24 protein-coding genes and 1 tRNA gene are annotated in these 26,996 nt (G+C 66.9%); 10 read left to right on the forward strand and 15 right to left on the reverse strand.

Going from position 1 to position 26,996, the window contains the following annotated elements:
- The first annotated feature begins 289 nt into the window (after positions 1–289).
- Positions 290–1,330 carry an aldo/keto reductase gene (locus G0D83_RS05595; protein WP_164190408.1) on the forward strand — a complete coding sequence of 347 codons (1,041 nt, stop codon included), beginning with the start codon at positions 290–292 and terminating at the stop codon, positions 1,328–1,330.
- A gap of 82 nt (positions 1,331–1,412) precedes the next feature.
- Positions 1,413–2,126 (forward strand): tRNA (guanosine(46)-N7)-methyltransferase TrmB, encoded by a 714-nt coding sequence (gene trmB / locus G0D83_RS05600; RefSeq protein WP_164190410.1) that lies wholly within the window; start codon positions 1,413–1,415, stop codon positions 2,124–2,126.
- 310 nt (positions 2,127–2,436) lie between these two features.
- Here trmB and G0D83_RS05605 read toward each other — a convergent pair.
- Both G0D83_RS05605 and G0D83_RS05610 read right to left on the reverse strand, forming a co-directional pair.
- A tRNA-Met gene (locus tag G0D83_RS05605) sits at positions 2,437–2,513 on the reverse strand.
- Positions 2,514–2,605: 92 nt separating this feature from the next.
- Entirely contained in the window at positions 2,606–3,913 is a 1,308-nt protein-coding gene (locus tag G0D83_RS05610) for an ATPase (RefSeq protein WP_164190413.1), read from the reverse strand.
- Positions 3,914–4,131: 218 nt separating this feature from the next.
- Between G0D83_RS05610 and G0D83_RS05615 the strand changes: the two genes are divergently transcribed.
- Positions 4,132–4,944, forward strand: a complete 813-nt coding sequence (locus tag G0D83_RS05615) for a pyrroline-5-carboxylate reductase (RefSeq protein WP_164190415.1) — start codon at positions 4,132–4,134, stop codon at positions 4,942–4,944.
- Here G0D83_RS05615 and G0D83_RS05620 read toward each other — a convergent pair.
- The 11 genes from G0D83_RS05620 to G0D83_RS05670 form a co-directional block, all read right to left on the reverse strand.
- On the reverse strand, positions 4,923–5,429 hold the full coding sequence (locus G0D83_RS05620; protein WP_203594884.1) for a prepilin peptidase: 507 nt from the start codon (positions 5,427–5,429) through the stop codon (positions 4,923–4,925). The two genes, G0D83_RS05615 and G0D83_RS05620, sit on opposite strands and share 22 nt — an antisense overlap.
- Before the next feature lie 10 nt (positions 5,430–5,439).
- Positions 5,440–6,300, reverse strand: a complete 861-nt coding sequence (locus tag G0D83_RS05625) for a lipopolysaccharide assembly protein LapB (RefSeq protein ID WP_164190417.1) — start codon at positions 6,298–6,300, stop codon at positions 5,440–5,442.
- Positions 6,301–6,362: 62 nt separating this feature from the next.
- Positions 6,363–6,950, reverse strand: a complete 588-nt coding sequence (locus tag G0D83_RS05630; protein WP_164190419.1) for a tetratricopeptide repeat protein — start codon at positions 6,948–6,950, stop codon at positions 6,363–6,365.
- Between the two features lie 10 nt (positions 6,951–6,960).
- Entirely contained in the window at positions 6,961–7,929 is a 969-nt protein-coding gene (locus tag G0D83_RS05635) for a type II secretion system F family protein (RefSeq protein ID WP_164190422.1), read from the reverse strand.
- A gap of 10 nt (positions 7,930–7,939) precedes the next feature.
- Positions 7,940–8,905 carry a type II secretion system F family protein gene (locus G0D83_RS05640; RefSeq protein ID WP_108964811.1) on the reverse strand — a complete coding sequence of 322 codons (966 nt, stop codon included), beginning with the start codon at positions 8,903–8,905 and terminating at the stop codon, positions 7,940–7,942.
- A 3-nt stretch (positions 8,906–8,908) separates the two neighbouring features.
- Positions 8,909–10,348 (reverse strand): CpaF family protein, encoded by a 1,440-nt coding sequence (locus G0D83_RS05645; protein ID WP_164190424.1) that lies wholly within the window; start codon positions 10,346–10,348, stop codon positions 8,909–8,911.
- Between the two features lie 12 nt (positions 10,349–10,360).
- On the reverse strand, positions 10,361–11,611 hold the full coding sequence (locus G0D83_RS05650; RefSeq protein ID WP_164190426.1) for an AAA family ATPase: 1,251 nt from the start codon (positions 11,609–11,611) through the stop codon (positions 10,361–10,363).
- Between the two features lie 202 nt (positions 11,612–11,813).
- Complete coding sequence (locus G0D83_RS05655; RefSeq protein WP_164190428.1) at positions 11,814–12,461, reverse strand: OmpA family protein; 648 nt, start codon at positions 12,459–12,461, stop codon at positions 11,814–11,816.
- A gap of 22 nt (positions 12,462–12,483) precedes the next feature.
- Complete coding sequence (locus G0D83_RS05660) at positions 12,484–13,902, reverse strand: type II and III secretion system protein family protein (RefSeq protein WP_164190431.1); 1,419 nt, start codon at positions 13,900–13,902, stop codon at positions 12,484–12,486.
- A 203-nt stretch (positions 13,903–14,105) separates the two neighbouring features.
- The gene (gene cpaB / locus G0D83_RS05665; RefSeq protein ID WP_164190433.1) at positions 14,106–14,963 is read right to left on the reverse strand and encodes a Flp pilus assembly protein CpaB; all 858 of its coding nucleotides are present in this window, start codon (positions 14,961–14,963) and stop codon (positions 14,106–14,108) included.
- Between the two features lie 296 nt (positions 14,964–15,259).
- Positions 15,260–15,442: a hypothetical protein gene (locus tag G0D83_RS05670; protein WP_164190435.1), complete on the reverse strand. Its 183-nt coding sequence runs from the start codon at positions 15,440–15,442 to the stop codon at positions 15,260–15,262.
- 372 nt (positions 15,443–15,814) lie between these two features.
- Between G0D83_RS05670 and G0D83_RS05675 the strand changes: the two genes are divergently transcribed.
- The 5 genes from G0D83_RS05675 (at position 15,815) to G0D83_RS05695 (ending at position 21,575) form a co-directional block, all read left to right on the forward strand.
- Positions 15,815–16,777: a lytic transglycosylase domain-containing protein gene (locus G0D83_RS05675; protein ID WP_370457169.1), complete on the forward strand. Its 963-nt coding sequence runs from the start codon at positions 15,815–15,817 to the stop codon at positions 16,775–16,777.
- Positions 16,778–16,900: 123 nt separating this feature from the next.
- Positions 16,901–19,366: an ATP-dependent helicase HrpB gene (gene hrpB / locus G0D83_RS05680; protein ID WP_164190437.1), complete on the forward strand. Its 2,466-nt coding sequence runs from the start codon at positions 16,901–16,903 to the stop codon at positions 19,364–19,366.
- 171 nt (positions 19,367–19,537) lie between these two features.
- Positions 19,538–20,533, forward strand: a complete 996-nt coding sequence (meaB, locus tag G0D83_RS05685) for a methylmalonyl Co-A mutase-associated GTPase MeaB (RefSeq protein WP_164190440.1) — start codon at positions 19,538–19,540, stop codon at positions 20,531–20,533.
- 117 nt (positions 20,534–20,650) lie between these two features.
- A complete protein-coding gene (gene rpmB, locus G0D83_RS05690) occupies positions 20,651–20,941 on the forward strand; it encodes a 50S ribosomal protein L28 (RefSeq protein ID WP_092429714.1) in 291 nt (96 codons plus the stop codon).
- Positions 20,942–21,143: 202 nt separating this feature from the next.
- Positions 21,144–21,575, forward strand: a complete 432-nt coding sequence (locus G0D83_RS05695; protein WP_164190442.1) for a copper chaperone PCu(A)C — start codon at positions 21,144–21,146, stop codon at positions 21,573–21,575.
- Here the strand turns inward: G0D83_RS05695 and G0D83_RS05700 are convergent.
- Positions 21,565–22,287 carry an NAD-dependent deacylase gene (locus G0D83_RS05700; RefSeq protein WP_164190444.1) on the reverse strand — a complete coding sequence of 241 codons (723 nt, stop codon included), beginning with the start codon at positions 22,285–22,287 and terminating at the stop codon, positions 21,565–21,567. The two genes, G0D83_RS05695 and G0D83_RS05700, sit on opposite strands and share 11 nt — an antisense overlap.
- An 88-nt stretch (positions 22,288–22,375) precedes the next feature.
- Here G0D83_RS05700 and G0D83_RS05705 point away from each other — a divergent pair, with 88 nt between their 5' ends.
- Together G0D83_RS05705 and G0D83_RS05710 are read left to right on the forward strand one after the other, a co-directional pair.
- Positions 22,376–22,831 (forward strand): low molecular weight protein-tyrosine-phosphatase, encoded by a 456-nt coding sequence (locus G0D83_RS05705; RefSeq protein WP_164190446.1) that lies wholly within the window; start codon positions 22,376–22,378, stop codon positions 22,829–22,831.
- Between the two features lie 129 nt (positions 22,832–22,960).
- On the forward strand, positions 22,961–23,482 hold the full coding sequence (locus G0D83_RS05710) for an acyloxyacyl hydrolase (protein WP_164190449.1): 522 nt from the start codon (positions 22,961–22,963) through the stop codon (positions 23,480–23,482).
- A 259-nt stretch (positions 23,483–23,741) separates the two neighbouring features.
- Here G0D83_RS05710 and ileS read toward each other — a convergent pair whose 3' ends face one another.
- A complete protein-coding gene (ileS, locus tag G0D83_RS05715; protein ID WP_164190451.1) occupies positions 23,742–26,726 on the reverse strand; it encodes an isoleucine--tRNA ligase in 2,985 nt (994 codons plus the stop codon).
- Positions 26,727–26,996 lie beyond the last annotated feature (270 nt).

Here is a 26,996-nt window from a genome sequence, read left to right on the forward strand (position 1 = left end):
CAGCGGGATACTGGCACCGGAGGCCGAGCGCGCAAAGCGCTTTTGCAGCTCCATCCCCGGAACAGGCGACGCGGCGCGAAGAGGGCGCATGCTGCTGCGGCGGAGCTCTGGCGCGTTCGGGTGCCGAGGGGCGCTGACCTGCCGCAGGCCTGCCCTGCCGGGGGAGGGGGTTGGGTGCGCGCACATGTGATGCGCATCGGGCGTGTCGCAAGGGCAGCCTGCGCGCCGGGGGCTTGGCTTCCCCGCTCAGGCCACTAGTGTCGCGCCGAGCGCTAACAGGAGACACCCGATGAAGAAAAACCCGCTGGGCCGCACAGGCATGTCGGTGACCGAGCTCTGCCTCGGCACCATGACCTATGGCAACCAGACGCCGCCCGAGGATGCCTTTGCGCAGATCGAGCGCGCGCTGGATGCCGGCATCAACTTCATGGACACCGCCGAGATGTACCCGGTGAACCCGGTAAAGGCCGAGACGGTGGGCCGCACCGAGGAAATCCTTGGCGACTGGTTCGCCAAGTCCGGCCGCCGCGGCGAGTGGATCCTCGCCAGCAAGCACACCGGCCCGTCGAAGCTGGTGCGCGATGAGGCGCCGATCAGCTCCGAGACCATCCCGGTGGCGGTCGAAGCCTCGCTGAAGCGGCTGAAGACCGATTACATCGACCTCTACCAGTTCCATTGGCCGAACCGCGGCAGCTACGCCTTCCGCCAGAACTGGACCTTCGCGCCCTGGACGCAGGACCGCGAGGCGACCCGCCAGCACATGGCCGACGCCCTCGGCGCGCTGCAGCGCGAGGTCGACCGCGGCACCATCCGCGCCTTTGGCCTGTCCAACGACAGCGCCTGGGGCACCGCGGAGTGGCTGCGCATGGCGGGTGAGGTGGGCGGCCCGCGGGTCGCCTCGGTGCAAAACGAATACTCGCTGCTCTACCGGATGGCCGATACCGACCTTGGCGAGCTGATGGTCAACGAGGACGTTGGCCTGCTGCCCTATTCGCCGCTCGGCGCGGGCCTGCTGACCGGCAAGTACCAGAACGGCGCGCTTCCCGAAGGCTCGCGCATGGCGATCAACGGCGATCTCGGCGGGCGCAAGACCGACCGCGTTTTCCCGGCGGTCGCGGCCTACATCGAGCTTGCGCAGGAATTCGGGCACGATCCGGTGCACATGGCGCTGGCGTGGTCGGCGCGCCGGCCCTTCGTAGCCTCGTCGATCTTCGGCGCCACCACGCTCGGCCAGCTCGAGCATCTGCTCGGCGCGGCGGAGGTGACGCTTTCGGACGAGCTGCTGGAGCGCATCGACGCGACCCACAAGGCGCATCCGTTGCCCTATTGACGCCCGGGAGCCGCGCCGGCTCCTGCACAAAAGGGCGCGGGGAGGATTGCTCCGCGCCCGCTTCGCCGCTACATCGCGGCGCATGACCAGCTCGAACAAGCATCCCGGCGCCCCTTGGCGCAATTTCTACGGCCGCGTAAAGGGCAAGTCCCTGCGCCCAAGCCAGGAGACTTACCTCGAAGAGGACCTGGCGAAGCTCTCGCCGGGCGCGGTCGACTGGGAGGTGAACCCCGAGCGCGAGAACCTCGATCTTCAGGCGATGTTCGGCGGCAAGCCGGTCTGGCTGGAAATCGGCTTCGGCGGCGGCGAGCACCTTGTGCACCAGGCCGCCACGCATCCGCACATGGGGATCATCGGCTGCGAGCCCTATATCAACGGCGTCGCCATGCTGCTGGGCAAGATCCGGCAGGCGGGGGTCGAGAACCTCAAGGTGTACCCCGGTGATGCCCGCAACATGTTCGACGTGCTGCCGGACGAGAGCATCGACAAGGCCTTCCTGAACTATCCCGATCCCTGGCCGAAGACGCGCCACCACCGCCGCCGTTTCGTCACGCAGGAGCATCTCGAGCCACTGGCCCGTGTGCTGAAGCCGGGTGCCGAGTTCCGTGTGGCCACCGACATTCCTGACTACGTCCGCCAGACGCTGCAGGAGGTGCCGAAGGCGGGCTTCGAGTGGCTGGCCGAGGGGCCGAGCGACTGGCGCGCCCCCTGGGATGACTGGATTTCGACCCGTTACGAGCAAAAAGCCCTGCGCGAGGGTCGTACGCCACATTACCTCACGTTCCGAAAGCGCTGAGTCGCGCTCGCACGCCGCGGCGCACGCACCAGCGGAAATCTTGGACGGGCAGGGCGCATGCGCTCTGCCCGCTTTTCTTTGCGGTCACAGAACCCTGTTCCCGCGGGCGCGGAGACTGTCGGGGGGGGGCTCGACGTGGGGCCGACGTGGGGCCACCGGGACGAGTCGCGCCGGGCGCACGCCGCGTGGCAGGGCAGTGGCATTCAATGTCGGCGAGGGCGTGGGTGGCCGAGCAGTCTCGGGAAGGCAAAATCGCGCGGCTGCGCGCGCGCCCCGTGCGGGAATGGACTGTCGTGAAAGGAAGGACTTCTGGTAGCGGAGGAGGGACTTGAACCCCCGACACGCGGATTATGATTCCGCTGCTCTAACCAACTGAGCTACTCCGCCAAGAAGTGAGCGCTGAATATGGGTATGGGCCGAGAGGGTCAAGCGGAAAAATCGCCTGCCGTTGCGGAAATTCCGCGCCTTTTCGCAGGGCCTCATTTCACGATGTCTTCGTCCCGAACGAAGAGGTTCGCCCAAGCCCTGTCGACCAGCTCTGGGGTCATCTTGTGGGGCCAGCCTTCGAAGTCGCAGATCGCTTTCATCTGATCGATGAGGAAGACCGGCTGGTAGTTCGCATAGAGGTTGTCGATGCTCGGATACTTGCTCTTCAGCAGGTAGACGAGCGAGGCCTCATCCAGGACCATCTGCTTCTTGCGCGCGACCATCGCGAAGATCTTCAGGAAGTCTTGCTGGTTCGGCCCGTCGATCTTGATCTTGAAGAAGATCCGGCGCAGCGCCGCCTTGTCGAAGATCTCGTTGGGGTGGAAGTTGGTCGAAAAGATCACCAGCGTGTCGAAGGGCACCTCGAATTTTTCGCCCGACTGCAGCGCGAGGATGTCCTTGCTTTCCTCCAGCGGCACGATCCAGCGGTTGACCAGCTTCTGCGGGGGCTCGGCCTGGCGGCCCAGGTCGTCGACGATGAAGAGCCCGCCGGTGGACTTGAGCTGCAGCGGTGCCTGGTAGGTGCGCGCGGTGGGGTTGTATACGAGATCGAGCATGTTCAGCGACAGCTCGCCGCCGGTGATCACCGTGGGCCGGTCGCAGAGCACGTAGCGCGAGTCGAAGCGGGTGGTGCGACGTAGGCGGTTGGGGTCCTCGAGCTCGGTCTCGGCGGCCTTGTGCACGATCGGGTCGTAGACGGTGATGACCTGGCCGGAATATTCGATGGCGCGGGGCACGTAGATCCTGTCGCCGAGGGCCTCGCGGATGCCGTTGGAGATCGACGATTTGCCGTTACCCGGCGGTCCGTACATCAGGATAGATCGGCCGGCGCTCACTGCCGGGCCGAGGTGCGCGAGCAGCTCGCTTGGCAGCACGAGGTGGCCCATGGCGTCGGTGAGCGCCTCGCGGGTGACTTGTATGTTGCGGATCGACTGACGTTGCACCTGCTCGCGATAGGCCGAGAGCGGCACCGGCATGGGGCCAAAGTACTCCGACTGCGACAGCGCGTCGAGCGCGCGCGCCTTGCCGCTGTCGGTGAGCTGGTAGTGCATCTCGCTGCTCAATGCGTCGCCACGGGTGCCCATGGCCTCGATCAACCCCTGCCCGCGGGCGAGGTCGACCAGCTCCTGGGTGATGACGATCGGCAGGCAGACCGCGCGGGCCAGCTCGGTGATCACGTTGGTGTTCTTGCGGAACAGGGTCTTGAGGATGATGTCGCGCATCATCGTGCGGGGCAGCACCATGTCTTCCAGCCGCTTGGGGGCGGGCGGCGCGATCACGCCGGAGCTTTGCATGTTCATCGGTCGAGCGCCCTGTCTTAACCCTATGTATGTCCTGTCGGCGGCCACAACCCAGAGCGGCCCGTCTGGCGCCAGTCCCTCCGCATGGTCCGCGTTGTTGCTGTTCAGGAAACTCCAGCATTGTGGCAAGAGCTTGTCTCGGTGCGGGAATTGCCGGGGCGGCTTGCGCGAATGGGTGGGGCGGGCGAGACTGGCGCGACTTGCGACGGGAGACCAGGATGGCGGATCATATGACGGTCGGGGTGATCGGCGGCACGGGGATGCTGGGGCGGAGCATGGTGGCGGGCCTGCTTGCGAGCGGCGTGGTGGCGCCCCAGTCGCTGTGGGTGGCCAACCGCTCCGCCAACCGTGGTGACCTGCCCGAGGGGGTTCAGGTCACCGCCGATGCGCAGGCGCTGGTCCGGGCCTGCGAGGTGGTGATCCTTTCGGTGCCGCCGGCACACTTCGAGGCGCTGGAGATGGCGGCCTCGGGCAAGCTGGTGATCTCGGTCATGGCCGGGGTCTCGCGGGCCCGGATCGCCGCGCAGACTGGCGCCGAGCGCGTGGTGCGCGCCATGTCGAGCCCGGCGGCGGCGCAGCGGCTGGCTTTCTCGCCCTGGTGCGGGGATCTCGGGGGCGAGGATGCCGCGCGGGTGGCGGCGCTTCTGGGGGCATGCGGCACCACGGTCCAGGTCGCGGACGAGGCGGAGATCGAGGTCTTCACCGCGCTCACTGGCCCGGTGCCGGGTTTTGTTGCGCAGTTTGCCGCCGCGATGGCCGACTATGCTGCGCGCCGCGGCGTGGCGCCGGAGGTGGCCGATATGGCGGTGCGGCAGCTCTTCCTGGGGTCGGGGCAGATGCTGGCCGAGACGGCTCCTACGCCGGAGGAGCACGTCGAGGAGATGATCGACTACGCGGGCACCACGGCCGCCGGGCTGCTGGCGATGCGGTCGGCGGGGCTGCAGGCCGCGGTGGACGCGGGGCTCGATGCCGCCGTGGCGCGCACCCGCGAGATCGCGGAGCAGGGGCTTCAGCCCGGGGTCGCGCCGTAGAGCGCGCCGAGCAGCAGGTAGAGCCCGAGCGTTCCGGCCAGCGCCAGCCCCATGGGGAAGCGGCTGCCGCTCTGCCAGCTCTTCCAGTCGGGCGCGAGCTTGCGCAGCGGGCTGGCGCGCACCAGCCTGTGGCTGGCAAAGGCGGCCAGCAGCGTCGCGGCAAACAGCGCCATCACGAAGCGCAGATCGCCGAGGTGGATGAAGGGGGCGGCGGCGGCGGCGAATTTTGCGTCGCCCGCCCCGACGGCACCCCCGGCATTGAGCGCGATCCCCGCGACCAGCACCGCGAGCATCTGCACGTAGCGCCAGGCATAGGAGTCCAGTGGCAGCACGAAGGGGCCGATGACCACGAAGATCGCAAAGAGCGCGATCACCGCCTTGTTGAGGATCCGCATGTATTTCATGTCGGTGAAGCACACCCAGAGGCACACCACCAGGACCAGGGGCAAGAACCAGATCGCGGCGGTTGCGGAGATCACCAGCATGTCTCCGGCCTCAGTTCGTCACCGTGCCTTCCAGCGCATCCAATGCGCGGGCGGCGGCTTCGAAATGCTGCGGATGGGTTTCCAGCGCGTCGCGCAGCAGGCCCTTGCCGATCTCCACGTCGCCGCGCTTCACCGCGGCGAGACCCAGCGTCTGCAACAGCTCGGCGCGCTCGACCTGGGTCATTTGCATGACCGGCAGCGCGTAGTTGCCCTGCGCGCCGCGCGACAGAACCAGGTTGTTCTTGGCCGTGAACAGCTTGGGGTCCTGGCGGATGGCGTCGGCAAAGAGCTTTTCGGCATCGGCGTAGTCACCGCGCGAAAGCTTGGAGTATCCCCAGTTGTTCAGCACCGAGGCGGGCTTGGTTGTCAGCCCCGAGGCGACCTCGTAGAAGCTGTCGGCCTTCTGCCATTCCTGGTGGCTGTCGGCGATCATCGCTTCGAGCCGGTAGCGCTGGAAGGACTCGTGGGTGGGGGGGATGCCGTCGAGCACCTGCTCGGCCCGCTCCCAGTTGTTGTTGCGGATCAGCGCGTCGGCGAGCGAGACGCGGTCCTCGTTGGACGATCCCTCGTGGGCGACGACCTGGGTCCAGGCGCTGGTCGCTTCGGGGTAGCGCTTGGCGCGGATCAGAGATTTGGCAAGGCCGCGCTGAAAATCGATGCGGGCGGGGTCCTGTTCGGCACTGCGCGAGAAATAGGCCACGGCCTCGTCGGGGTCGCCGGCGGTGAGCATGATCTCGGTCAGCCCGGCTCCGTCGATCGCGTTAACGCCGGAAAATTCGCGATCCACCGCGTCCTTGTCGATTTCCTTCTCGCAGGCGGACAAGGCCACAAGGCCCGCCAAAAGGGCGATCAAAACTCTCGGGTGGCGCATTTCCTGCGTCCTCTTGCTGCTCGGACCTCTTTTGCTGGCTGGTCTGTGCCGTCTTTGCGGCCTCAGCCCTCGCGCCGGATCAGGAAACTGCCACTGCCCCGGCGAACCAGCCTATAGTCTTGATTTTGCGCCGGATCATAACCGGTATCGTCCCGCTTTGCGAGCGCCAAGCGCAGATTGTCTCGAATTGCGTCACTTTCCCCATTGTCGAGCGCATAGGCCCGCCGGAATATCTCTGCCGCCTCCGATGTCTGGCCGCTTTCCATCAGCGCCACGCCGAGATTGTTCCAGGCCTCGGGCCAGGTCGGCTCGACCTCGACGGCGCGGCGCAGCAGGGTCTCGGCCTGCCCGAGGCGCCCCAGCGCGAGGTTGGCCGAGCCGAGCGAGCTGAGCACCTCGCCGGTGAGACCGTCGCGGCCGGCGGCGCGGGTAAAAGCCTCGAGCGCGAGCTCGGGCTCGCCCGCCTGCATCAGCCGATGGCCGACCAGCAACTGGTCCACCTCCGCACCCCTTGGATCAAGCGTGGGGGCGAAGGGTGTCCCGTCCTGCTGCTCCAACGTCTCGGGCGCGCCGAAACCATCAAGGCCGCCCGTGGAACAGGCGGCCAGACAGAGCAGGGCGATGGTGGCACAAACTGGACGTGGATGCATTCTGCCGAGTCTAGAAGTTGGCGCTGAACTGGCCGAGGCCCACGATCGACGGTCCGACGAGGATGATCATCAACGGGGGCACCGTCAGCATCATAGTGGTCAGCGTCATCTTTGTCGGCAGCTTGTTTGCCTTTTCCTCGGCGCGCATGACCCTTTTGTCACGCATCTCGCCGGCGTAGACGCGCAGGGCATCGGCGATCGAGGTGCCGAAGCTCGCCGCCTGGTTCAGCACGACCACGAAGGACGACACGTCGTGCACCCCGCAGCGCTCACCCATGTCCGCGAGCACCGCGGTCTTGTCCTTGCCCGCCTTGAGCTCGTGGCAGACGATTTCGAACTCGTCGGCGAGCGCGGCATAGGAGGCGCGCAGCTCGCTTGCGACGCGGTTGATCGATTGGTCGAGCGACTGGCCAGCCTCGACGCAGACCAGCATCATGTCGAGCGCGTCCGGGAAACCTTCCTCGATTTGCTGGCGGCGCTCCTCGACGCGGCGGGTGACCCAGTACTTCGGCGCCATGTAGCCCGCGGCGCCCGGACCGAGCATCCACATGAGCTTGGTGGTCAGCGGCGCATCCGGCGTGTCGAGCACCATGAGGTAATAGACCGAGCCGATGGCCAGCAGCCCCAGACCAAGCGTCATCTGCGCGAGGTAGTAGAGCCGCACCGCATCGCGCGAGCGGTAGCCCGCCTGCATCAGCTTCTTGCGGACCGCGCCGAGTTCTTCCTCGGTGGTCGGTTCGAGGTACTGCGCGTACTTGTTCAACTTCTCGTTGCGCCGGGTGTCGCGGAGCACCGCGCGCGTCTCTTTTTCCATGGTCTGGCGCGCGGTCTCGCGCAGCTTGTCCATGGGATCGGGGCGCGAGCGCAGCATCAGCGGAATGCTGGCGAGGATGAGCAGGAAGGCGAGGCCGGCAACCACCAGCAGCGGGCCGGCGGGGCCGAGCTGCGCGGTGATCAGGGTGTTGAGCGTGTCGAGCATGGCGTGCGCCTCAAACTTTGATGTTCACCAGGATCCGCATGACGATCAGGTTCAGAACCAGAAAGATGGCCACGGCGAAACAGGCGGGGATGAAGAGGGGGTGATCGATAACCCCGTCGTAGTAGTGCGGATCCAGCACCTGGATCGCGAGCAGCACGAACACCGGGAACCCCGAGAGGAACTTTCCGGACCATTGCGCTTCGGCGGTGATCGCCTTCACCCGGCGGAACAGGCGGAAGCGGGCGCGGATCACCTTGGCCAGACCTTCGAGGATCTCGGCGAGGTTGCCACCCGACTGCTGCTGGATGCTGACCGCCACGGCGAGGAAGCGCAGATCCTGCATGTCCAGCCGCTCGGCCATGTGTTTGAGCGCCTCGCCGATGTCGCGGCCATAGGTCGCCTCGTCCGATATCACGCCGAATTCGGTCGCCAGCGGGTCCTTGATTTCTTTCGAGACGATGCTGATCGCGGAACTGAACGGGTAGCCGACGCGCAGGCTGCGCACCATCAGCTCAACCGCGTCGGGCAATTGCTCCTCGATCAGCGACAGGCGCTTCTTGGCCTTGCCGTTGACCCACATGTAGACGCCGCCGACACCGATGCCGATCCCCATCACCAGCCGCACGGGCAGCGAGGCCCCGGTGGCGAGGCTGAGCGCGAAGAAGGCAAAGATGCTGACCGCGACCATGATCAGCATGAGCTGCTGCGGGGTGAAGGCAAGCGCCGCTTTCTGCGCCCGGTCCGCCAGCAGGGAATAGAGCGGGATGCCGCGGTTGTTGCCATGCTGGTCCATCTCCTTGCGGAGCGTCGCCAGCACGTCCTCGCGCGAGGTGTTCTTGCCGAGCATGTCCAGCCGGCGGTTGACCTTGCTGTTCAGCCGGATCGATTTGCCGAATGCGACGAGGTAGATGCCCTCTACCAGCACCAGCACACCTATAAAGATCAGGCCATAGATAATCGGTTCTGCGCTGAGCATGGGTTACTCCGGCCGGAAGGGTTCGTAGATCGAGGGCGGCACGTCGTAGCCCCACATGCGGAAGCGCTCGGAATAGTGGCTGCGCACCCCGGTGGCGGTGAAATGCCCGATGATCTTGTTGTCGGGGGTGAGGCCGACCCGCTGGTAGCGGAACACCTCCTGCATCGAGATCACATCGCCCTCCATGCCGGTGATCTCGGTGATCGAGGTCATCCGGCGCGAGCCGTCCTGAAGGCGGCTGGCCTGCACCAGCACGTTGACGGCCGAGGAGATCTGGCTGCGCATCGCCTTCAGCGGCATCTCGACGCCGGCCATGGCGATCATGTTCTCGAGGCGCGAGATGGCGTCGCGCGGGTTGTTGGCGTGGATCGTGGTCATCGAGCCGTCGTGGCCGGTGTTCATTGCCTGCAGCATGTCGATCACTTCCTCGCCGCGCGTTTCGCCGACGATGATGCGGTCGGGGCGCATCCGCAGAGCGTTCTTGAGGCAGTCGCGCGGGGTGACCGCGCCTTTGCCCTCGACGTTCGGCGGGCGGCTTTCCATGCGGCCGACGTGGGTCTGCTGGAGCTGGAGTTCCGCCGTGTCCTCGATGGTCAGGATGCGCTCGGCGTCGTCAATGAAGGAGGAAAGCGCGTTGAGCGTCGTGGTCTTGCCCGAACCGGTACCGCCCGAGACGATGATGTTGAGGCGGGTGGCGACGGCGGCTTGCAGGTAGACGGCCATCTCTTCGGTGAAGGCGCCGAACTGCACCAGGTCGTCGATGCCGAGCTTGTCCTTCTTGAATTTCCGGATCGACACCAGCGAGCCGTCGACGGCGATCGGCGGCACCATGGCGTTGAAGCGCGAGCCGTCGGCGAGACGGGCGTCGACATAGGGGTTGGATTCATCGACGCGCCGGCCCACGGCCGACACGATCTTGTCGATGATCCGCATCAGGTGGCGCTCGTCCTTGAAGGTCACGTCCGAGAGCTGCAGCTTGCCGCTGCGTTCGACGAAGATCTGGTGCGGACCGTTGACCAGGATATCCGAGACCGTGTCATCCTTGAGCAGGGTCTCCAGCGGACCGAGGCCCTTGACCTCGTCGTAGAGCTCCTGGTTCAGCGTGCTGCGTTCCTCGCGGTTCAGCACGATGCCTTTTTCCTGCAGCGACTCGGTGGCGATCGCGGCGATTTCCTCGCGCAGTTCCGCCTCGCTGGCCTGGTCGATGGCGGCGAGGTTGAGGTTGTCGAGCAGGGCGCGGTGCAGGTCGAGCTTGATCTCGCCCATGCGCTCCTTGCGCTTCTTCTCGCGGTCCTGCGGTCCCGGTTCAGCCGCGCGCTTGGGCGACGGCTTGCGCATTGCCTGCGGCCGGTCAGCGGCCTCGACTGGCACCATCTTGGGTTTTGGCGGCTCCGCCGGGATGGCGGCGGGCGGGGGCGGGGATTTCTTGTAACGCGAGAACATTGCGGGCTCCTATCACGCGGCTTCCGCATCCGACTGGCCGATGGCGTAGAGCTCGCCGGCCAGTTTGGCGATTTCCTTGCGCAGGGGGTTCTTCGCCGCCTGCTTGGCCAGCGGCAGGCCGTGGTCGCCGGCCATCTGGACCTGCTTGCCGCCATCGGGCAGCTGCAGGCCGATCTCGATCCCGAGGTTCTCGGCCATGCGCTTGGCGCGGGTCTTGCCCTGGAGGTCGGTGAACTTCGGCGCGCGGTTCAGCGCGAAGCGCAGCTTCTCGAAGGGCAGGTCCTCGGACTGCAGCGCGCGCTTCAGGCGCAGCGCGTTCTGCGCCGAGCGCATGTCGAGCTCGATCAGCGCGAAATAGACCTGGGATTCGGTCAGCACCGTCTCGGTCCAGTGGGCGATGGTCTTGGGCAGGTCAACCACGACAAAATCGAAATGGTCGCGCGCGGTGTCGAGAAGGGCCTTCACGTCCTCGGGCGAGAGAATGTCGAGCGGCAGCAGATCCGGCGGCGCGGTGAGCACGCTCAGCTTGTCGTCGTAGTTCACCAGTGCCTGACCAAAGCTGTCGCCGTCCATCGCGGGGATGTCACTGAGCAGTTCGAAGACCGCGTCGCGGCGCGGCAGGTCGAGGTATGTGGCGATGGTGCCGAACTGCAGGCCGAGGTCGATCAGGCAGACGCGGGGCGCGCCGCCCTTGCGCACGGTGGCAAGCTCCCAGGCGAGGTTGACGGCAAAGGTGGTGGTGCCGCAGCCGCCGCAGAGACCTTGCGCCGCGATCAGCACGCCGTCGCCGCCACCCTTCAGGGTCACCGTTTCTGGCGCAGGCGGGGCCATGGTTGCGGCGCGGGCGGCCTCGGCGCGGGCGCGCAAGCGCATCACGGCGGCCTCCAACTCGCCCTCGGGCAGCGGGTAGGGGGCAAATTCGTCGGCCCCGCCGCGCAGCAGCTTGTGCAATGACGCGGGAGTCACATCGTCGGCGATCAGCACCACCTTGATGCCCCGCTCGGTTGCGCGGGCAATGACCTGGCCGAGCAGCGGCAGGTTGTCCTCGTCCTCGCTGTCTATGGCGAGCGCGATGAACTCCAGCGATGCCGCGTCGGGCTGGCCGAGGAAGGTCAGCGCATCCTCGAAGCCGAGATCCCCCCAGGCTTCGCCCAAAAGCGCTTCCATGTCCTCGATGAGCAGGTCGAACGCCTGTACGTCCCGGCTGATGGTGCAGGCCAGGATGGGCGCAGGGGCAGGCTGCCGCTCGGGAGATGTGGTCATTCTTCTTGTCCTTTGCCTCTCGCGGGGGCGGTGGCAAAGGGTGCGTGCATCCGCAACCGCGCCCCGCCCGCCGCTCTGTGCCCCGACTCGAAAGCCGTGCCGGGAGCGACCCGCTGGGACAGAAATTGTCGGTCAAGTGGGGCAACATTTTGTCCGAATTTCCGTAATTGTACGGAATTGTCGGACGATAAGGCGGCGTATCTTAAGAGCCGCTACCGGACTGCGACAGAGACGTGCCGGTCAGCACAGTCTCGGGTTGAGCGCTGCGGACATACTCGCGGTAGATCACCTCGGCGTATTTTCCATCCAGCAGGGCGGGATGGCCGGCAACGAATCCCGAGACCTCGGTCACGGTGCGACGATTGCGGCGCTCGCGGCCCTCGGTGACGACCAACGGTTGTGTTTCCCCATAGGAAACAACCGCCTCGAGCCGGCCACGCGAGATTCCGAGCGTCGAGAGGTAGCTGACCACGGCCTGCGCCCGGCGCAGCCCGAGCGTCTTGTTGTAGCTGGTGCTGCCGACGAGGTCGGTGTGCCCGTAGACGCGGAACCTGATTTCGGGGAACTGGCGGATCCAGTCGGCCTGCTGGCGCAGGATGGCCTGCGCCTCGGCGTCGAGCTGGCTGCTGTTGAAGGCGAAGGTCACCATGCTGGGCACTTCGGCGGCAAAGCGGGCCGAAAGATCGTGCACGTAGCCCTGCTGACCGGTCATCACCAGCGTGTTGGTCATCGTGGAATTGCCGAAGGTGCCACCGTCGACGGCGGAGCCGCTCTCATTCGGCGAGCAGGCGGCGAGCAGGGCCAGACCCGCGGCGGCGCTTGCGATCCGGAGCATGGGGAAGCCGGTCATTTGCTGTCGTGCCTGCATCGGATCAATCCATCACATAGCCGTAGGAGCCGCTGAAGTCCTGCTTGGCGACCTCGCCAGCCGCGCCCTTCACCGGGCGGTTGCCCTCGGCGGTGGTCCGGCCATAGAGGAACAGGTCCCGCTCGGAGGGCGGCTTCACCCGGTCGGTGGGCAGCGCAAGCGCCTGGCCGCGGGTGGGGGTCACCAGGTGCGGCGTCACGATGATGACCAGCTCCGACTGCTGTCGGCTGTATTCGGCGCTGCGGAAGAGCGCTCCGAGCACGGGCACGTCGCCGAGCCAGGGAACCTGTCCGTTCAGATCGGTGAAGTCGTCCTGCAGCAGGCCGGCGATAGCAAAGCTCTCGCCATCACGCATCTCGACGGTGGTCGAGGTCTCGCGGCGGCGGAAGGCGTCAATGTGGATTTGCTCTTGGTCGAAGCCGTTGGAGCTGTCGATCGACGAGACCGCGGCCTTCAGTTCGAGGTTGATCAGATCGCCGTCGACGACCCGCGGAATGAAGTTCAGCTCGACGCCGAAGGGCTTGAAGTCGACCGAGATCGTGCCTTCCTGCTGCGCCACCGGAACGGGGTATTCGCCGCCCGCGAGGAATTTCGCCTCCTGCCCGGAGAGCGCGGTGAGGTTCGGTTCGGCCAGCGTACGGACCACGCCCTTGGATTCCAGCGCCTCGAGCAGGATGCCCACCTCGAGCCCGCCGGCGTTGAAGCCGAAGACCGCGGCCCCCTCTGTGCCGGCGGCCACAGTGACCGGCGAGCCAAGCGCATTGTCGCCGTCGATCCAGCTTCCGGTCTCGGAGGCCAGCCCAAGATCGCCGCCCAGCAGGTCGCCGCCCAGCGACAGCGAGCTGCGCAGGGTCTTGGCAACCGAGCGCTGCATCTCTGCGAAGCGCACCTTCAGCATGACCTGCTGCACACCGGCCACCGACATCAGGTTCGACACCCGCTCGGGCGCGTAGCGCTGCGCAAGATCCAGCGCGCGGTCGAGCTTCTGGGTGCTCGACACGGTGCCCGAGAGCACGATGCCGTCATTGGCGGTGCGCACCTCGATGTTCTCGCCGGGCAGGATTTGCCGCAGCCGTTCCTTGAACTCGGTGACATCGGCGGCGACGCGCACATCGACATTGGTGATCAGGCGGCCGTTCTCGTCGAGGATGGTCAGCGTCGTGGTGCCGGGCGTCTTTCCAAGCACGTAGATCGTCCGGTCCGACAGCGAGGAGATGTCGGCGATCGCCGGGTTGGCGATGGAAAGCTCGGCGAAGGGCGAGTCGCTTTCGACCACCACGGCGCGGTTCATCGGCACGTTCAGCGCAGTTTCGGTTCCGGTACGCACAACCCGCAGGTTCTCGGCCCGCGCGCTCGGGGGAAGGGCAGTCACGCTCAGCGCCAGCCCGAACAGGGCCGCCTTGAGGAAATTTTCGACTTTCATGTGACCTGCCTTTCGATCACGCCTCGGGAGCGGGTCGTGGCGCCCGCCTTTGCGCGCAGTCTGCGCGCAAACCTGTTTCCAATCAAGAATCAATGACTTCGCGCCGGTCCTTGGTGTGGACCCCGGGCAACATCCGGCTCGGAGACGGCAATGAAACAGGGGACGCCGATTTGGCGCCCCCTGTGCAAGCTGTTGATTCCGTATCAGTTCGTGCAGGGGATCGGGATGTCCGCCACCTCGCCGCCGCGCCGCACGCGGGTGGTGCAGGTCTGGGCGAGCGCTTGTTTTTGCTGTTCTTCCGGCGGCTCGAGGCCGAGCATGACGCGCTGGTCCACCTCGATGACGTCGGCCACGGTCTGGTCGTTGGCGTTCATCAGCGAGAGCGACAGCCGCCCCGAGCTTTGCGCCTGCGCCAGCGAGGCGATCTCCTGCGGGGTGGCGGCCACGGTCACCGAGCGGGCGATGTTCACGTCTGCATCGTCCATGTCGGCGGTCTGGTCGATGGCGATCAACCGCACGCCGGCCTGGATCAGCTTGGTGAACTCGCCGCGGGACTGCCGGGGGTCCTCCGAGGGCATGCGCCCGGTCCAATACACGTCGACCCGGTCGCCGGGGCGCAGGAAGCCCGACACGCCGGTGTGCACGTCGACCTTGATGGCAAAGGCGCGCTGGCCTTTTTCGAGGCGCGAGGTCAGCCCGGCGTCGCCGCCCGGCTCGCTGATCTTGATCGGCACCAGGGCTTCGAACTTCTCGAGCGGGCGCATCGCAAGGCGGGGCGCATCGCCCTCTTTGAAGAGCTGGGTGTTCGCGTCGAAGGCGTTCTCGGGAAGGATTTCGAGCGGCCAGGGGGCAAGCCGAACGTCCTCGGGGGTGATGATCTGCCCGTGGGAGATGGCGCGGGTGGTCACGTAGATCTGCTTGGTGGGCACCGCCTCGACGGATTTCTCGCGCTCTTTTTCCAGGGCGACCTGGTAAGCGCCGATGTAATTCTGAGCCAGGTAGACGGCGAAGCCGGCCAGGCCGAGCCCCGCGATGAGAACCAGTCCGAATAGCAGTCGCATCTCTGTCCCTTTCGATAGCGGGCCGGACCGGCCCCAGGCGCTACATCTGTCACATCAGCGCAGGTTTCCCATGCGCGGCCCAAGGAGGGTGTTACGTGCGGATTGTGGTGAAAAATGGCCGGTCCTGGGCCATCATGGCGGCGGGTGTTTACCGCGCCAGTGGCGCCATGAAGTCGGACATGTGGTAGGGGTGGTCCACTCCGCGACAACTCCCGCCAAAGATAGTGTCGCCGCAGGATGTTGATCCCGCGGCGACAACGCTTGTTCTCGATGCCCGCGCTTGCGGGCACTTGTTATTAGTTTACCGGCGTTGTGGCGGTGAGGTTCGTGCCGACACGGGTAAGTGCGTTGTCGACTTGGGTGTCGATCAGCGTGTAGGCGCCGGCTGCCATGGCGACCACGGCTGCGGTCAGAACGACCCAGTCCACAGTGACTGCGCCATCTTCGTCGTTGCGGAAGGTTTTGATAAATTTCAGCATTGTCTCTCTCCGTAAATCCAGTTTGCTCTCTCTCTCGTCAACCGCTGCGGGGGCTGTCGCGGGCCTCTCTCATTGCCCAGTCCCTTGCGGCCTGGAACCTATAAAGCCGTCGGAATGAGGCGGGACTTTGGCGCAATCGGATTGTTTTTATAGTCGGGAAAGGGTTTTTGGAATGTTTATCAAGGGTCTGATTTATATATGTAAAATATCAAACCCTACGCCATTTCTGGCAAAAGAACGCCCGTTCGAGGCGCCAAGGCCCCAATTTTTCACACGCATACCAGAGAATCTTGGTTGACTTCGCAATCTGTGCGAGACTCGTGCACGAAGCAGTTCGCAGGCGCGCCTCGAGCAGGGCGCGCGATTCCGTTGGTGAACCGCGACATGATCAGCCGGGCGCAGACCCGGGCAGGGCATCCGGCCGGGGTGCCGGCACACCTGGCAGACGAGGCAGCAGTGACCGCAGGCGCGATCCCCCATTCCTTTCTTCGTGCGCCCGCGCTCGCGGCGGCGCTTGCGCTCGCGCTGATCGCCGGGCCGCTGGCGGCAGAGACGCCGCCGCCCTTTCCCGAGTTCTCCGCCAAGCGGGTGACCCCGCCGAAGCCGGGCGCGACGAAGCGCATCACCGTGCAGATCGCGCCGCCGCCGCCGAAACCCCTGCCGCTGCCGCAGGCTGGCGCCGAAGCCGCGCCTATCCCCGGCAGTGTCCCCGGCAGCGCCCCGGGGCGCGCCAAGGGCGCGGGCAGCTACGCCTGGTTCTGGCAGGCGGTCTCTCCGGAGCTCTCGGCCTCCGGGCCGGGACGGCTCGAGCCGGCGCTGCTCAGCCTCGGCAAACCGCCGCAGGGGGCCGGGGTGGGGGCGCCACGGTTGCAGCAGCTGCAGGATATAGCGGCGGGCTATGGCCTCGAGCTGCTCAAGGCCACGGTGGGCACCCGCGTCTCGCCGGCGCTGGCACTGGCTGTTATGGCAGTTGAGTCGGGAGGACGCAGCGATGCGGTCAGCCGGGCAGGGGCACAGGGCCTCATGCAGCTCATGCCCGCGACCGCCGCGCGCTTCGGCGTCGCCAACGTGCTCGATCCGGTGCAGAACATCCGCGGCGGCGTTGCCTTCCTCGACTTCCTCATGGAGCGCTTCGACGGCGATCCGATCCTCGTTCTGGCGGGCTACAACGCCGGTGAGAATTCGATCCCGCAATACCAGGGCGTTCCGCCCTACGCCGAGACCCGCGACTATATCCCCAAGGTGCTCGCCGCCTTCACCGTCGCCAAGGGACTGTGCCTCACCCCGCCGCAGCTGCTCTCCGACGGCTGCGTCTTCCGTGTCTCTGCCAACTGAGCAGGGCCGCGCCCGTCTTCTAGGTCGACATACCCCGGGAAAGGCGTGAGCAGCGCGACGGCGGCGGAGACGTCCATATCCCGGCTCTCGACGCCGCGCCCGCGATCCCGCATAACCTCGCGCATGCAAAAACTGCCCATCGACGACGCCCTTCCCGAGCTCATCTCCGCCCTGCGCGCGCAGGGGCGCGCCGTGCTGCAGGCACCGCCGGGCGCGGGCAAGACCACCCGGGTGCCGCTCGCCATGCTCGAGGCCGGGCTGACGCCGGGCCGCATCGTCATGCTCGAGCCGCGCAGGCTTGCCGCCCGCGCTGCCGCGACGCGCATGGCAGAGACGCTGGGCGAGGCACCGGGCGAGACCGTCGGCTACCGCATCCGCGGCGAGAGCAAGACCTCGAAGGCGACCCGCATCGAGGTGGTGACCGAGGGCATCCTCACCCGGATGATCCAGTCCGACCCCGACCTGCCCGGTGTCGGCGCGGTGATCTTCGACGAATTCCACGAACGCTCGCTCAACGCCGACTTCGGTCTCGCGCTCTGCCTCGAGATTGCCGGGGCGCTGCGCGACGATCTTCTCCTGCTCGCCATGTCCGCCACGCTCGACGCGGGCCCCGTGGGCGAGTTGATGCAGGCGCCGGTCATTACCTCCGAGGGCCGCAGCTTCCCGGTCGAGCCGCGCTGGCTCGAGCGCTCGGTGCCGAAGACCCAGCGCTTCGAGCAGGCCATGGCCGATCTCATCGTGCAGGCAGCCTCCGAGACCCAGGGAGGGCTGCTGGCCTTCCTGCCGGGCGAAGGCGAAATCCGCCGCACCGAGGGGCTGCTCAAGGGCCGCTTGTCCAAGGACGTCACCATTCGTCCGCTCTTCGGTGCCATGGAGTTCGCCGCGCAGCGCGCCGCGATCCGCCCCGAGCCGCCGGGATCCGGCATCCGCAAGCTGGTGCTCGCCACCTCCATCGCCGAGACCTCGCTGACCATCGAGGACATCCGCGTGGTGATCGACGGCGGCCGCGCCCGCCGGGCGCGCTTCGATCCCGGCTCGGGCATGTCGCGGCTGGTGACCGAGAAGGTCACCCGCGCCGAGGCCACCCAGCGCGCCGGCCGCGGTGGCCGCGTCGCCGAGGGGATCGCCTACAAGCTCTGGACCCGGGGCGAGGAGGGCGCGCTGCAGGCCTTCCCCCCCGCCGAGATCGAGACCGCCGATCTTGCCGGGCTGGCGCTGGAGCTGGCGCGCTGGGGTGCCACGCCCGAGGAGCTGCCGTTCCTCACCGCGCCCCACCCAGGCGCCTTTGCCGAGGCGCAGGCGCTGCTGACGATGCTCGGCGCGCTCGACGCGCAAGGGCGTATCACCGCCCATGGCCGCCAGCTCGCCCGGCTGCCGCTGCACCCGCGGCTGGCGCATATGCTCAGCCTCGCCGGTCCCGAGGCCGCGCCGCTCGCCGCGCTGCTGGCCGAGCGCGACCCGCTGCGCGGCGCCCCGTCCGACCTCAGCTACCGCCTCGAGGCCATCCGAGACCTGCGCCGTTTCACTCAGAGCCGCCCCTTCGAGGTGACCCGCGCCGCGCTCGAGCGGATCAAGCAAGAGACCAGGCGGCTCGCGCGCGCCGCTGGCGTAGGGCAGGCTGCCGAGAGCGGCGAGCGGCTCTCGCCAGCCGCGCAGGCCGCGCTCGCCTATCCCGACCGCATCGGGCTGCGCCGCAAGGGCGATGCGCCGCGCTACCAGCTCTCCGGCGGCAAGGGCGCGGTGATGGACGAGGCCGACCCGCTGGCGCAGACCCGGCTCATTGTGGTGACGGACACGGACGGCAACCCGCGCGAGGCGCGCATCCGCCAGGCCATCCCCATCGCCGAGTCCGAGCTGCGCGCGCTCTTCTCCGAGCAAATCGGCTGGCACGAGGTCTGCGAATGGTCGAGGCGGGAGCGCAGGGTCATTGCCCGGCGGCAGGAGCGCTTCGGCGTGCTGGCGCTCGATGACCGGCAGTGGAAAGATGCGCCCGCCGAGGCAATCTCCCGCGCAATGCTGGACGGGGTGCGCGACCTGGGCATCCCGCTCTCCGACGCCGCCCGCCGGTTCTGCGCCCGTGTCGAGATCGGCCGCGCCGCCGGGCTCGACTTGCCGGACATGGGGCCCGAGGCGCTGATGGCCGGGATCGAGGACTGGCTGCTGCCCTTCCTGAATGGCGTGAAGAGCGTCGAGGACTGGAAACGCTTCGACCTGCTTCCCGCCCTGCGGTCCCGGCTCGACTGGGGGCAGATGCAGGCGCTCGACGCCAAGGTTCCGGGCAAGTTCACCACGCCGCTCGGGCGCGAGATTCCGATCGACTACTCGGGCGAGCACCCCGAGATCACGCTGCGCATCCAGGAGATGTTCGGCCAGCGCACACACCCGATGGTCGGCAAGGTGCCATTGCGGGTCACGCTGCTCTCGCCCGCCCGCCGACCGGTGCAGACCACCATGGACCTGCCGGGCTTCTGGGCGGGCTCCTATGCCGACGTGCGCAAGGACATGAAGGCGCAGTACCCGCGCCACCCCTGGCCCGAGGACCCACGCGAGGCCGACCCCACGCTCCGCGCCAAGCCCCGCGGCACGTGACCTGTCGCTTCGTCTCTTTCCAAAAAGGTTCTCTTTCCAAATAGGCCGGGGGGGTAAGGGCAGGCCAAGAGCGGGCACCGGCACCAAAAATTTTTGCCTGGAAGGAAGACCCCGCGGGTGGACATTGCGGGCGCAGGCGGCGCAAATCGAGCGCAAACGGAGCGAGGTGGCATGGATATCGAGGATCTGGCGGCACGCATCGAGGCCGGCGAACGGCGCGCGCTGGCGCGGGCAATCACGCTTGTGGAAAGCGGCCGGGCCGATCACCGCGCGCAGGCGACGGCGCTGCTCGACCGGCTGCGCGGCGGCGGGCGCCAGGGACTGCGGATCGGTCTCTCGGGTACGCCCGGGGTGGGCAAATCGACCTTCATCGAAGCCTTCGGCATGATGCTCACCGGGCAGGGTCTCAAGGTAGCGGTGCTGGCTGTGGACCCTTCTTCGGCGCGCTCGGGCGGGTCGATCCTTGGTGACAAGACCCGCATGGAGCGGCTGTCACGGGACCGCAATGCGTTCATCCGTCCCTCGCCAGCGCAGGCGCAGCTCGGCGGCGTGGCGCGGCGGACGCGCGAGGCGATCGGCCTCTGCGAGGCGGCCGGTTTCGATGTGATCCTGATCGAGACCGTCGGGGTCGGCCAGTCCGAGACCATGGTGGCCGACATGTCCGATCTCTTTGTGCTGCTGCTGGCTCCCGCCGGGGGCGACGAGCTGCAGGGGGTGAAGCGCGGCATCATGGAGAGCGCCGACATCATCCTCGTCAACAAGGCCGACGGCGAGCTGAAAAGCGCCGCCATGCGCACCTGCGCCGATTACGCGGGGGCGCTGCGGCTCTTGCGCAAGCGCCCGCAGGACCCGGAGGGCTTTCCCAAGGCGCTGACGGTCTCGGCGCTGGAGGAGGCGGGACTCGCCAAGGCCTGGGATGAGATGCAGGCGCTGGTGGGCTGGCGCCGCGAGTCGGGGCAGTTTGCCGCTCGGCGGGCGGAGCAGGCGCGCCACTGGTTCGAGGCCGAGGTGCGCGAGGGCCTCCTCGCCCGGTTGCGCAAGGAGCCTGTCCGCGGCGCCATGGAGGCGCTGGCACGCCGGGTCGAGGAGGGGCAGCTCAGCCCGGCCCGGGCGGCCGAGGACATCCTCGACACCTATCTGCGGGGCTATGCCGGGAAGGGCTCTTGACGCCGATGGGGCTTGGAGCTAGAGAAGCCCGACCAGATTCCGGGCGCTGTGCAAGCGGCGCCCTTTGATATTGGCGGAAGGCCCGCTTTCGCCCCGAGACATGAAGGAATGGACCCAATGTCGCGCGTATGCGAACTGACCGGCAAAGGCCCGATGACGGGCCACAACGTGAGCCACGCCAACAACAAGACCAAGCGTCGCTTTCTGCCGAACCTGAACGATGTGACCCTGCAGTCCGAGACTCTCGGCCGCGGCGTCAAACTGCGCATCTCGGCTTCGGCCCTGCGTTCGGTTGACCACCGTGGTGGCCTCGACAAGTTCCTCGCCAAGGCGAAGGACGTCGAACTCAGCGCCAATGCCCTGAAAGTGAAAAAAGAAATCGCCAAGGCACAGGCCGCTCAGGCCTGATCCTGCCCACAGAGATTTCCACAGCCCCGAAGCCTTGTGCTCTGGGGCTGTTTTCTTTTGTTTCCATTGCTTTAAGTCAGGTGCGCCTTCATGTGGCGTGCTGATTGGACATGAATTGTCCACACGTCATCCCCTTGCGGCAGCCGTGTGGATGGTCCACGAATTCCCAAGCATTGCGTTCACTTGGGGAGAATTGCTTAGAATGTGCCTGAAGATCTTCGCTGCCACTGTTCTGGCATTGTCCACAGTCGGGTCGGCGCGTGCCGATATCCGCATCGAAGAGGCCTACGCGCGGGCCGCGATGCCCTCTGCGCCTACCGCCGCGGTCTATCTCGAGCTGCACAATGACGGGTCCGAAGATGAGGTGCTGCTCGGGGCCAGTTCCGAAAGCGCCGCGAAAACCATGCTGCACGGGAGTTCCGAAGGGGCGGGCGGCGTGATGACGATGACCGCGCACCAAGGCGGCGTGGTGATTCCCGCTGGGAGCAGCCATGTCTTCGCGCCCGGCGGCGATCACGTGATGCTGATGGGTCTGACGGAGCCGCTCGACGCGGGTGCGACGCTCGGCCTCACCCTCAGCTTCGAGCGGGCGGGGGAGATTCGCATCGAGGTGCCGGTCGAACTCAGCCGCTGAGCGCGCGCGAGAGAATCTCCTCGACCCAGAGCGGGACGATCCGGCTGGCGGGGCCGACCCGGTGCTCGGAAAAGCTGCGCGAGGTGTCGCTGCCGCCAAGGTTCAGCTCGACCGTATGCGCCCCGGCGAAGGCCGCCTCCTGAACGAATCCCGCCGCCGGGTAGACCTGTCCCGAGGTGCCGATGGCGGCGAAGAGGTCGCAGCCACCGATGTGTTCGGCAATTTCATCCATGAAGTAGGGCATCTCGCCGAACCATACGATGTCAGGGCGGGTGGCGGGGCGGCCGCAGTCAGGGCAGGGATCGGCAGGACGCATGACCAGCGGCGCCGGCCAGCGCGCGCCGCAGGCGGCGCAGAGCGCGCCCTCCAGCGCGCCGTGCATGTGGATCGCCGCCGCGCCAGCCTTCTCGTGCAGCCCGTCGACGTTCTGGGTGACGAGAACCACCTCTCCCGTGTGTTCCTGCTGGAGGCGCGCCAGCGCTGCATGGGCGGCATTCGGCGCGGCCTCGGCGGCCTGCGCGCGGCGGGCGTTATAGAAGTCGTGCACCAGTTGCGGGTTGCGGGCGAATCCCTCGGGGGTCGCCACGTCCTCGATCCTGTGCTGCGCCCAGAGTCCTCCCTCATCGCGGAACGTGCCGAGTCCGCTCTCGGCAGAAATTCCTGCGCCGGTGAGGATGACGATCTTTTCTGCGGTGCTGCCCTGCGCTGCCATGGTGCCCCCAAAATTGCCTGCTGCGCTACGCGGGCCGCTTTGTATCGCCGCTGCCTTCGCGCTATCACGGGGCTCGAAGGAGACCCGCATGACCTACCGTATCCTCTTTGTCTGCCTGGGCAATATCTGCCGTTCCCCCTCGGCCGAGGGGGTGCTGCGCGCGATGGCCGAGGCACGCGGGCTCAGGCTCGAGATCGACAGCGCCGGAACCGGCGACTGGCACGTGGGCGAGCCGCCCTACGGCCCGATGCAGCGGGCGGCAAAGGCGCGGGGGTACGACCTGTCGGGTCTTCGCGCGCGTCAGGTCTCGCGCGAGGACTTTCATCACTTCGATTTGATCTTGGCGATGGACGAGGCGAACATGGCCAATCTCGAGGCGATCCGCCCGGCGGGCGGCGGGGCGGAGCTGGCGCTCTTTGCCGACTATGCCCCCGAAACCGGCGCCACCGAGGTACCGGATCCCTACTATACGCGGGATTTCGACGGGACGCTCGATCTGGTCGAGAGGGCCGCCGAGGGGCTGCAGGCGCGACTGGCGCGCTGAGACGCTGTGGCTTGGCGGATGCGCCGGTTTCCCGAGCCTGTCCGCCGGGTGGACAGCGCCGCATTCCTGCGCCATGCAGACGCCAGGATTTGACGGCGCGACAAGCGCCGGAGCAGACAGGAGAGCACAATGGCCAACGGAACCTTCGCGGTGCTGATGCTGATCGGTGGCCTCACCGACATGGGGATGAACTATTGCGGCACGGCCGAGGGCTGCCTCGGGCCGAACGAGACGCAGCCGCGCGTGGCCTTCTCTCTGGGCAGCGTGGTCGAGCGCCAGGCCGAGGCCAAGGGCGAGGCCTACCTGCGCTATGACTTCGGGCGCAAGTTCGGGCCTTTCGGTCAGGCCATCGGCGTGTCGATGACCGAAGATGGCGAAGGCTGGCTCGGCTATGGCGCCACCTACAAGAAGAACTTCGGCTACAGCCCCTTCTATGCCGAGCTTCATCTCATGCCGGGGATTTACATGGACAACGGCGGCTTTGACCTCGGCGGCCCGCTCGAGTTCCGTTCGGGCATCGAGCTGGGCTACGAGTTCAACCAGGGATGGCGGGTCGGTCTCAGCTACGACCACCGCTCCAACGCCGACATCTACGACAACAACCCGGGCATCGAGACGGTGCAACTGCGGGTGAGCATCCCGACGCGCTGAGCGACGCACCGATTGCGTGCCGAGGGGGCGTCCGGTTCGGACGCCCCTTTTTGCGTGCCGTGGCCGATCGCCAACCTGCTGAAGGTCGGTTGCGTTCTGGTGCGGGATCCAGAAGAGGCGCCCAGCGAGATCTGAGGCAGCCGGACAAAACCAGAGGGCCGGAGCAATGCGCCCCGGCCCTCTGATCTTTCTTCAGGTGCTCCCCGGAAAACCGCACCGCCGCGGCGATGCGGGGCAGGGGTGCTTTGCCTCGGGCGGCTTACCCCAGCGCCGCGTCGCAGCGGGCGCAGGTGGATGCGTGGCTGTGGGTGCCGACGTCGGGGAGGATTTTCCAGCAGCGCTGGCACTTCTCGCCTTCGGCTTTCTCGAAGACCACGCCGACGTTCGGCACATCCGCCATCCGGAACGCCTCGGCGGGGGCGGGGTCGGCGGTGAGCGCGATGTCCGAGGTGATGCAGATGTCCTCGAAGGCCACCGTCTTCAGGGCCTCGAGCATCGCCGCGTCCTCGACATGGACCACCGGGAAGGCTTCGAGCGAAGCGCCGATGACCTTCTCGGTGCGCTGGATCTCCAGCGCCGCGGTGACGGCACGGCGGGCCATGCGGACCTTGCCCCACTTCTCGGCCAGCGCGGCGTTGCGCCAGTCGGCCGGGGTCTGCGGGAAGTCCTGCAGGTGCACCGAGCTCTGCTCGCCCGGGAAACGGTCCAGCCAGACGTCTTCCATGGTGAAGGGCAGCACCGGCGCGAGCCAGGTTGTCAGCCGGTGGAAGAGCAGGTCCATGACCGTGCGCGCGGCCTTGCGGCGGGCAGTGTCGCCGTCGCAGTAGAGCGCGTCCTTGCGGATATCGAAGTAGAAGGCCGACAGGTCCACGGTGCAGAAGGTGAAGACCTGCTGGAACACGTGCTGGAAGTCGTAGGCGCGGTAGCCTTCGCGCACCACGTCATCCAGTTCGGCGAGGCGGTGCAGCACCCAGCGTTCCAGCTCGGGCATGTCAGCCGGCTCGATCCGGTCGCTTTCCTCGAAGTGGCCAAGCGCGCCGAGCATGAAGCGCATGGTGTTGCGCAGGCGACGGTAGCTGTCGGCAACGCCCTTGAGGATCTCCGGCCCGATCCGCTGGTCGGCGGTATAATCGGTCTGGGCGACCCAGAGGCGCAGGATGTCGGCGCCGTACTGCTTGATGACCTCTTCGGGCACGATGGTGTTGCCGAGCGATTTGGACATCTTGTTGCCCTTCTCGTCCAGCGTGAAGCCATGGGTGACCACGTTGCGATAGGGCGCGTGACCAGTGGTGCCGACCGATTGCAGCAGCGAGCTGTGGAACCAGCCACGGTGCTGGTCGGTGCCTTCCATGTAGACGTCGGCGATGCCGTCCTTGGTGCCGTCGGCGCGGTCGCGCAGCACGAAGGCGTGGGTCGAACCGGAGTCGAACCACACATCGAGCACGTCGTAGACCTGCTCCCACTCATCGGCGTTGTACTCCGCACCGAGGAAGCGCTCCTTGGCACCCTCGGCATACCAGCAATCGGCGCCTTCGACTTCGAAGGCCTCGCAGATGCGCGCGTTGACTGCGGGATCGCGCAGCAGGAAGCCCTCGTCAGTGGGCAGGGCGCCCTTCTTGGTGAAGCAGGTCAGCGGCACGCCCCAGGCGCGCTGGCGCGAGAGCACCCAGTCCGGACGCGCTTCCATCATCGAGTGGAGGCGGTTGCGGCCCGACTGCGGCGTCCATTTCACCTGGTCGATGCAGGTGAGGGCGCGGTCGCGGATGGTCTTGCCGTTCTCGTCCTGCCCGTCGTTCACGTCGCGGTCGATGGCGGCAAACCACTGCGGCGTGTTGCGGAAGATCACCGGCGCCTTGGAGCGCCAGCTGTGCGGGTAGGAGTGGGTGACGCGGCCGCGCGCGATGATGCCGCCTGCCTCGACCAGCTTGGCGATCACGGCGGTGTTGGCCTTGCCTTCCTTGCCCTTGTTGTCGAAGACGGTCAGCCCGGCGAAGAACGGCACATGCGGCAGGAACTCGGAGTCCTCGCCGACGTTGTGGGTCATCCGGTCGATCCAGTTGCGCTTGACGAAGCACTCGTAGTCGTCGGCGCCGTGGCTGGGCGCGGTGTGCACAAAGCCCGTGCCGGCGTCATCGGTGACGTGCTCGCCGTCGATCATCGGCACCTCGTAGTCCCAGAATCCGTCTGCGCCGTCGATGCCGGCGAAGGGGTGGGCGAGGGTGAGGCTCGACAGCTCGTCCGCCGAGACGCCGCGCTTGCGCGCGACCATCTCGGGCGCGAGCCGGGCGGCCTTGAAGACGTCGCCGGCCAGCTTGTCGGCCACGACGTAGAGATCGCCCACCGAGCACCAGCATTCCTCGGGGGTCGCGGTGACCTCGTAGAGCCCGTATTCGATGGCAGGGTTGAAGGCGACGGCCTTGTTCGAGGGGATGGTCCAGGGGGTGGTTGTCCAGATCACCACGCGCGCCTTTTGCAGCTCCTCGGCCAGCAGTTCGGTGTCGGCCCCGGCATAGTCGTCATCCTCGCCCTGCGGCAGCGCCACATGGCCGCCCGAGACGATTTGGAACGGTACCCAGATCGTGTGCGACTTGTGGTCGTGGTACTCGATTTCGGCCTCGGCCAGCGCGGTCTTCTCGACCGGCGACCACATGACCGGCTTCGAGCCCTGGTAGAGCGTGCCGTTCATCAGGAACTTCTGGAACTCCTCGGCGATCACCCGCTCGGCGTGGAACGCCATGGTGAGATAGGGATCGTCCCAGTTGCCGGTGATGCCGAGGCGCTTGAACTCGTCGCGCTGGATGTCGACCCAGCCTTCGGCGAACTTGCGGCATTCCTGCCGGAAGTCGATGACCGGCACCTCGTCCTTGTTCTTGCCCTTCTTGCGGTACTGCTCCTCGATCTTCCATTCGATCGGAAGGCCGTGGCAGTCCCAGCCCGGCACGTAGCGCGCATCGTGGCCCATCATCTGGTGCGAACGGACGATCATGTCCTTGATCGTCTTGTTCAGCGCGTGGCCGATATGCAGGTGACCGTTGGCATAGGGCGGGCCGTCGTGCAGCGTGAAGGGGGTGCGGCTGCCGTCCTCGGCCTTGTCGCGGAGGCGGTCGTAGACGCCGATCTTCGCCCAGCGTTCCAGCCACTCGGGCTCGCGCTTGGGCAGGCCCGCGCGCATCGGGAACTCGGTCTTCGGAAGGTTCAGCGTGTCCTTGTAGTCAGGCGTCTGGGTGGTGGTGTCGGCGCACATGTTCTGCGGTCCCGGAAGTTATGTCGGATGTCTGAGAAAGGTCGGCGCGGCGGTCCATACGCCTTGTCCCGGCGGCTCTAGTTAACAGAGCGCCGGGCATGTAATTCGAATGATGATCGCAGTGCGGGGCATCATGGCCGCCTTATAGGCATCCGACTCGCGATGGTCCAGTGGTTGCACGCAGCCGCGAACTGCCGCGAAGGCGTCGGTCGGGCGCAGGGGAAATGCGCGGAAATCCCCCTTTGGACGCTAGGCAAACCGGCGCGGCGC

It is taken from the genome of Salipiger sp. PrR003, from assembly GCF_010500785.1.
Classification (GTDB): domain Bacteria; phylum Pseudomonadota; class Alphaproteobacteria; order Rhodobacterales; family Rhodobacteraceae; genus Salipiger; species Salipiger pacificus_A.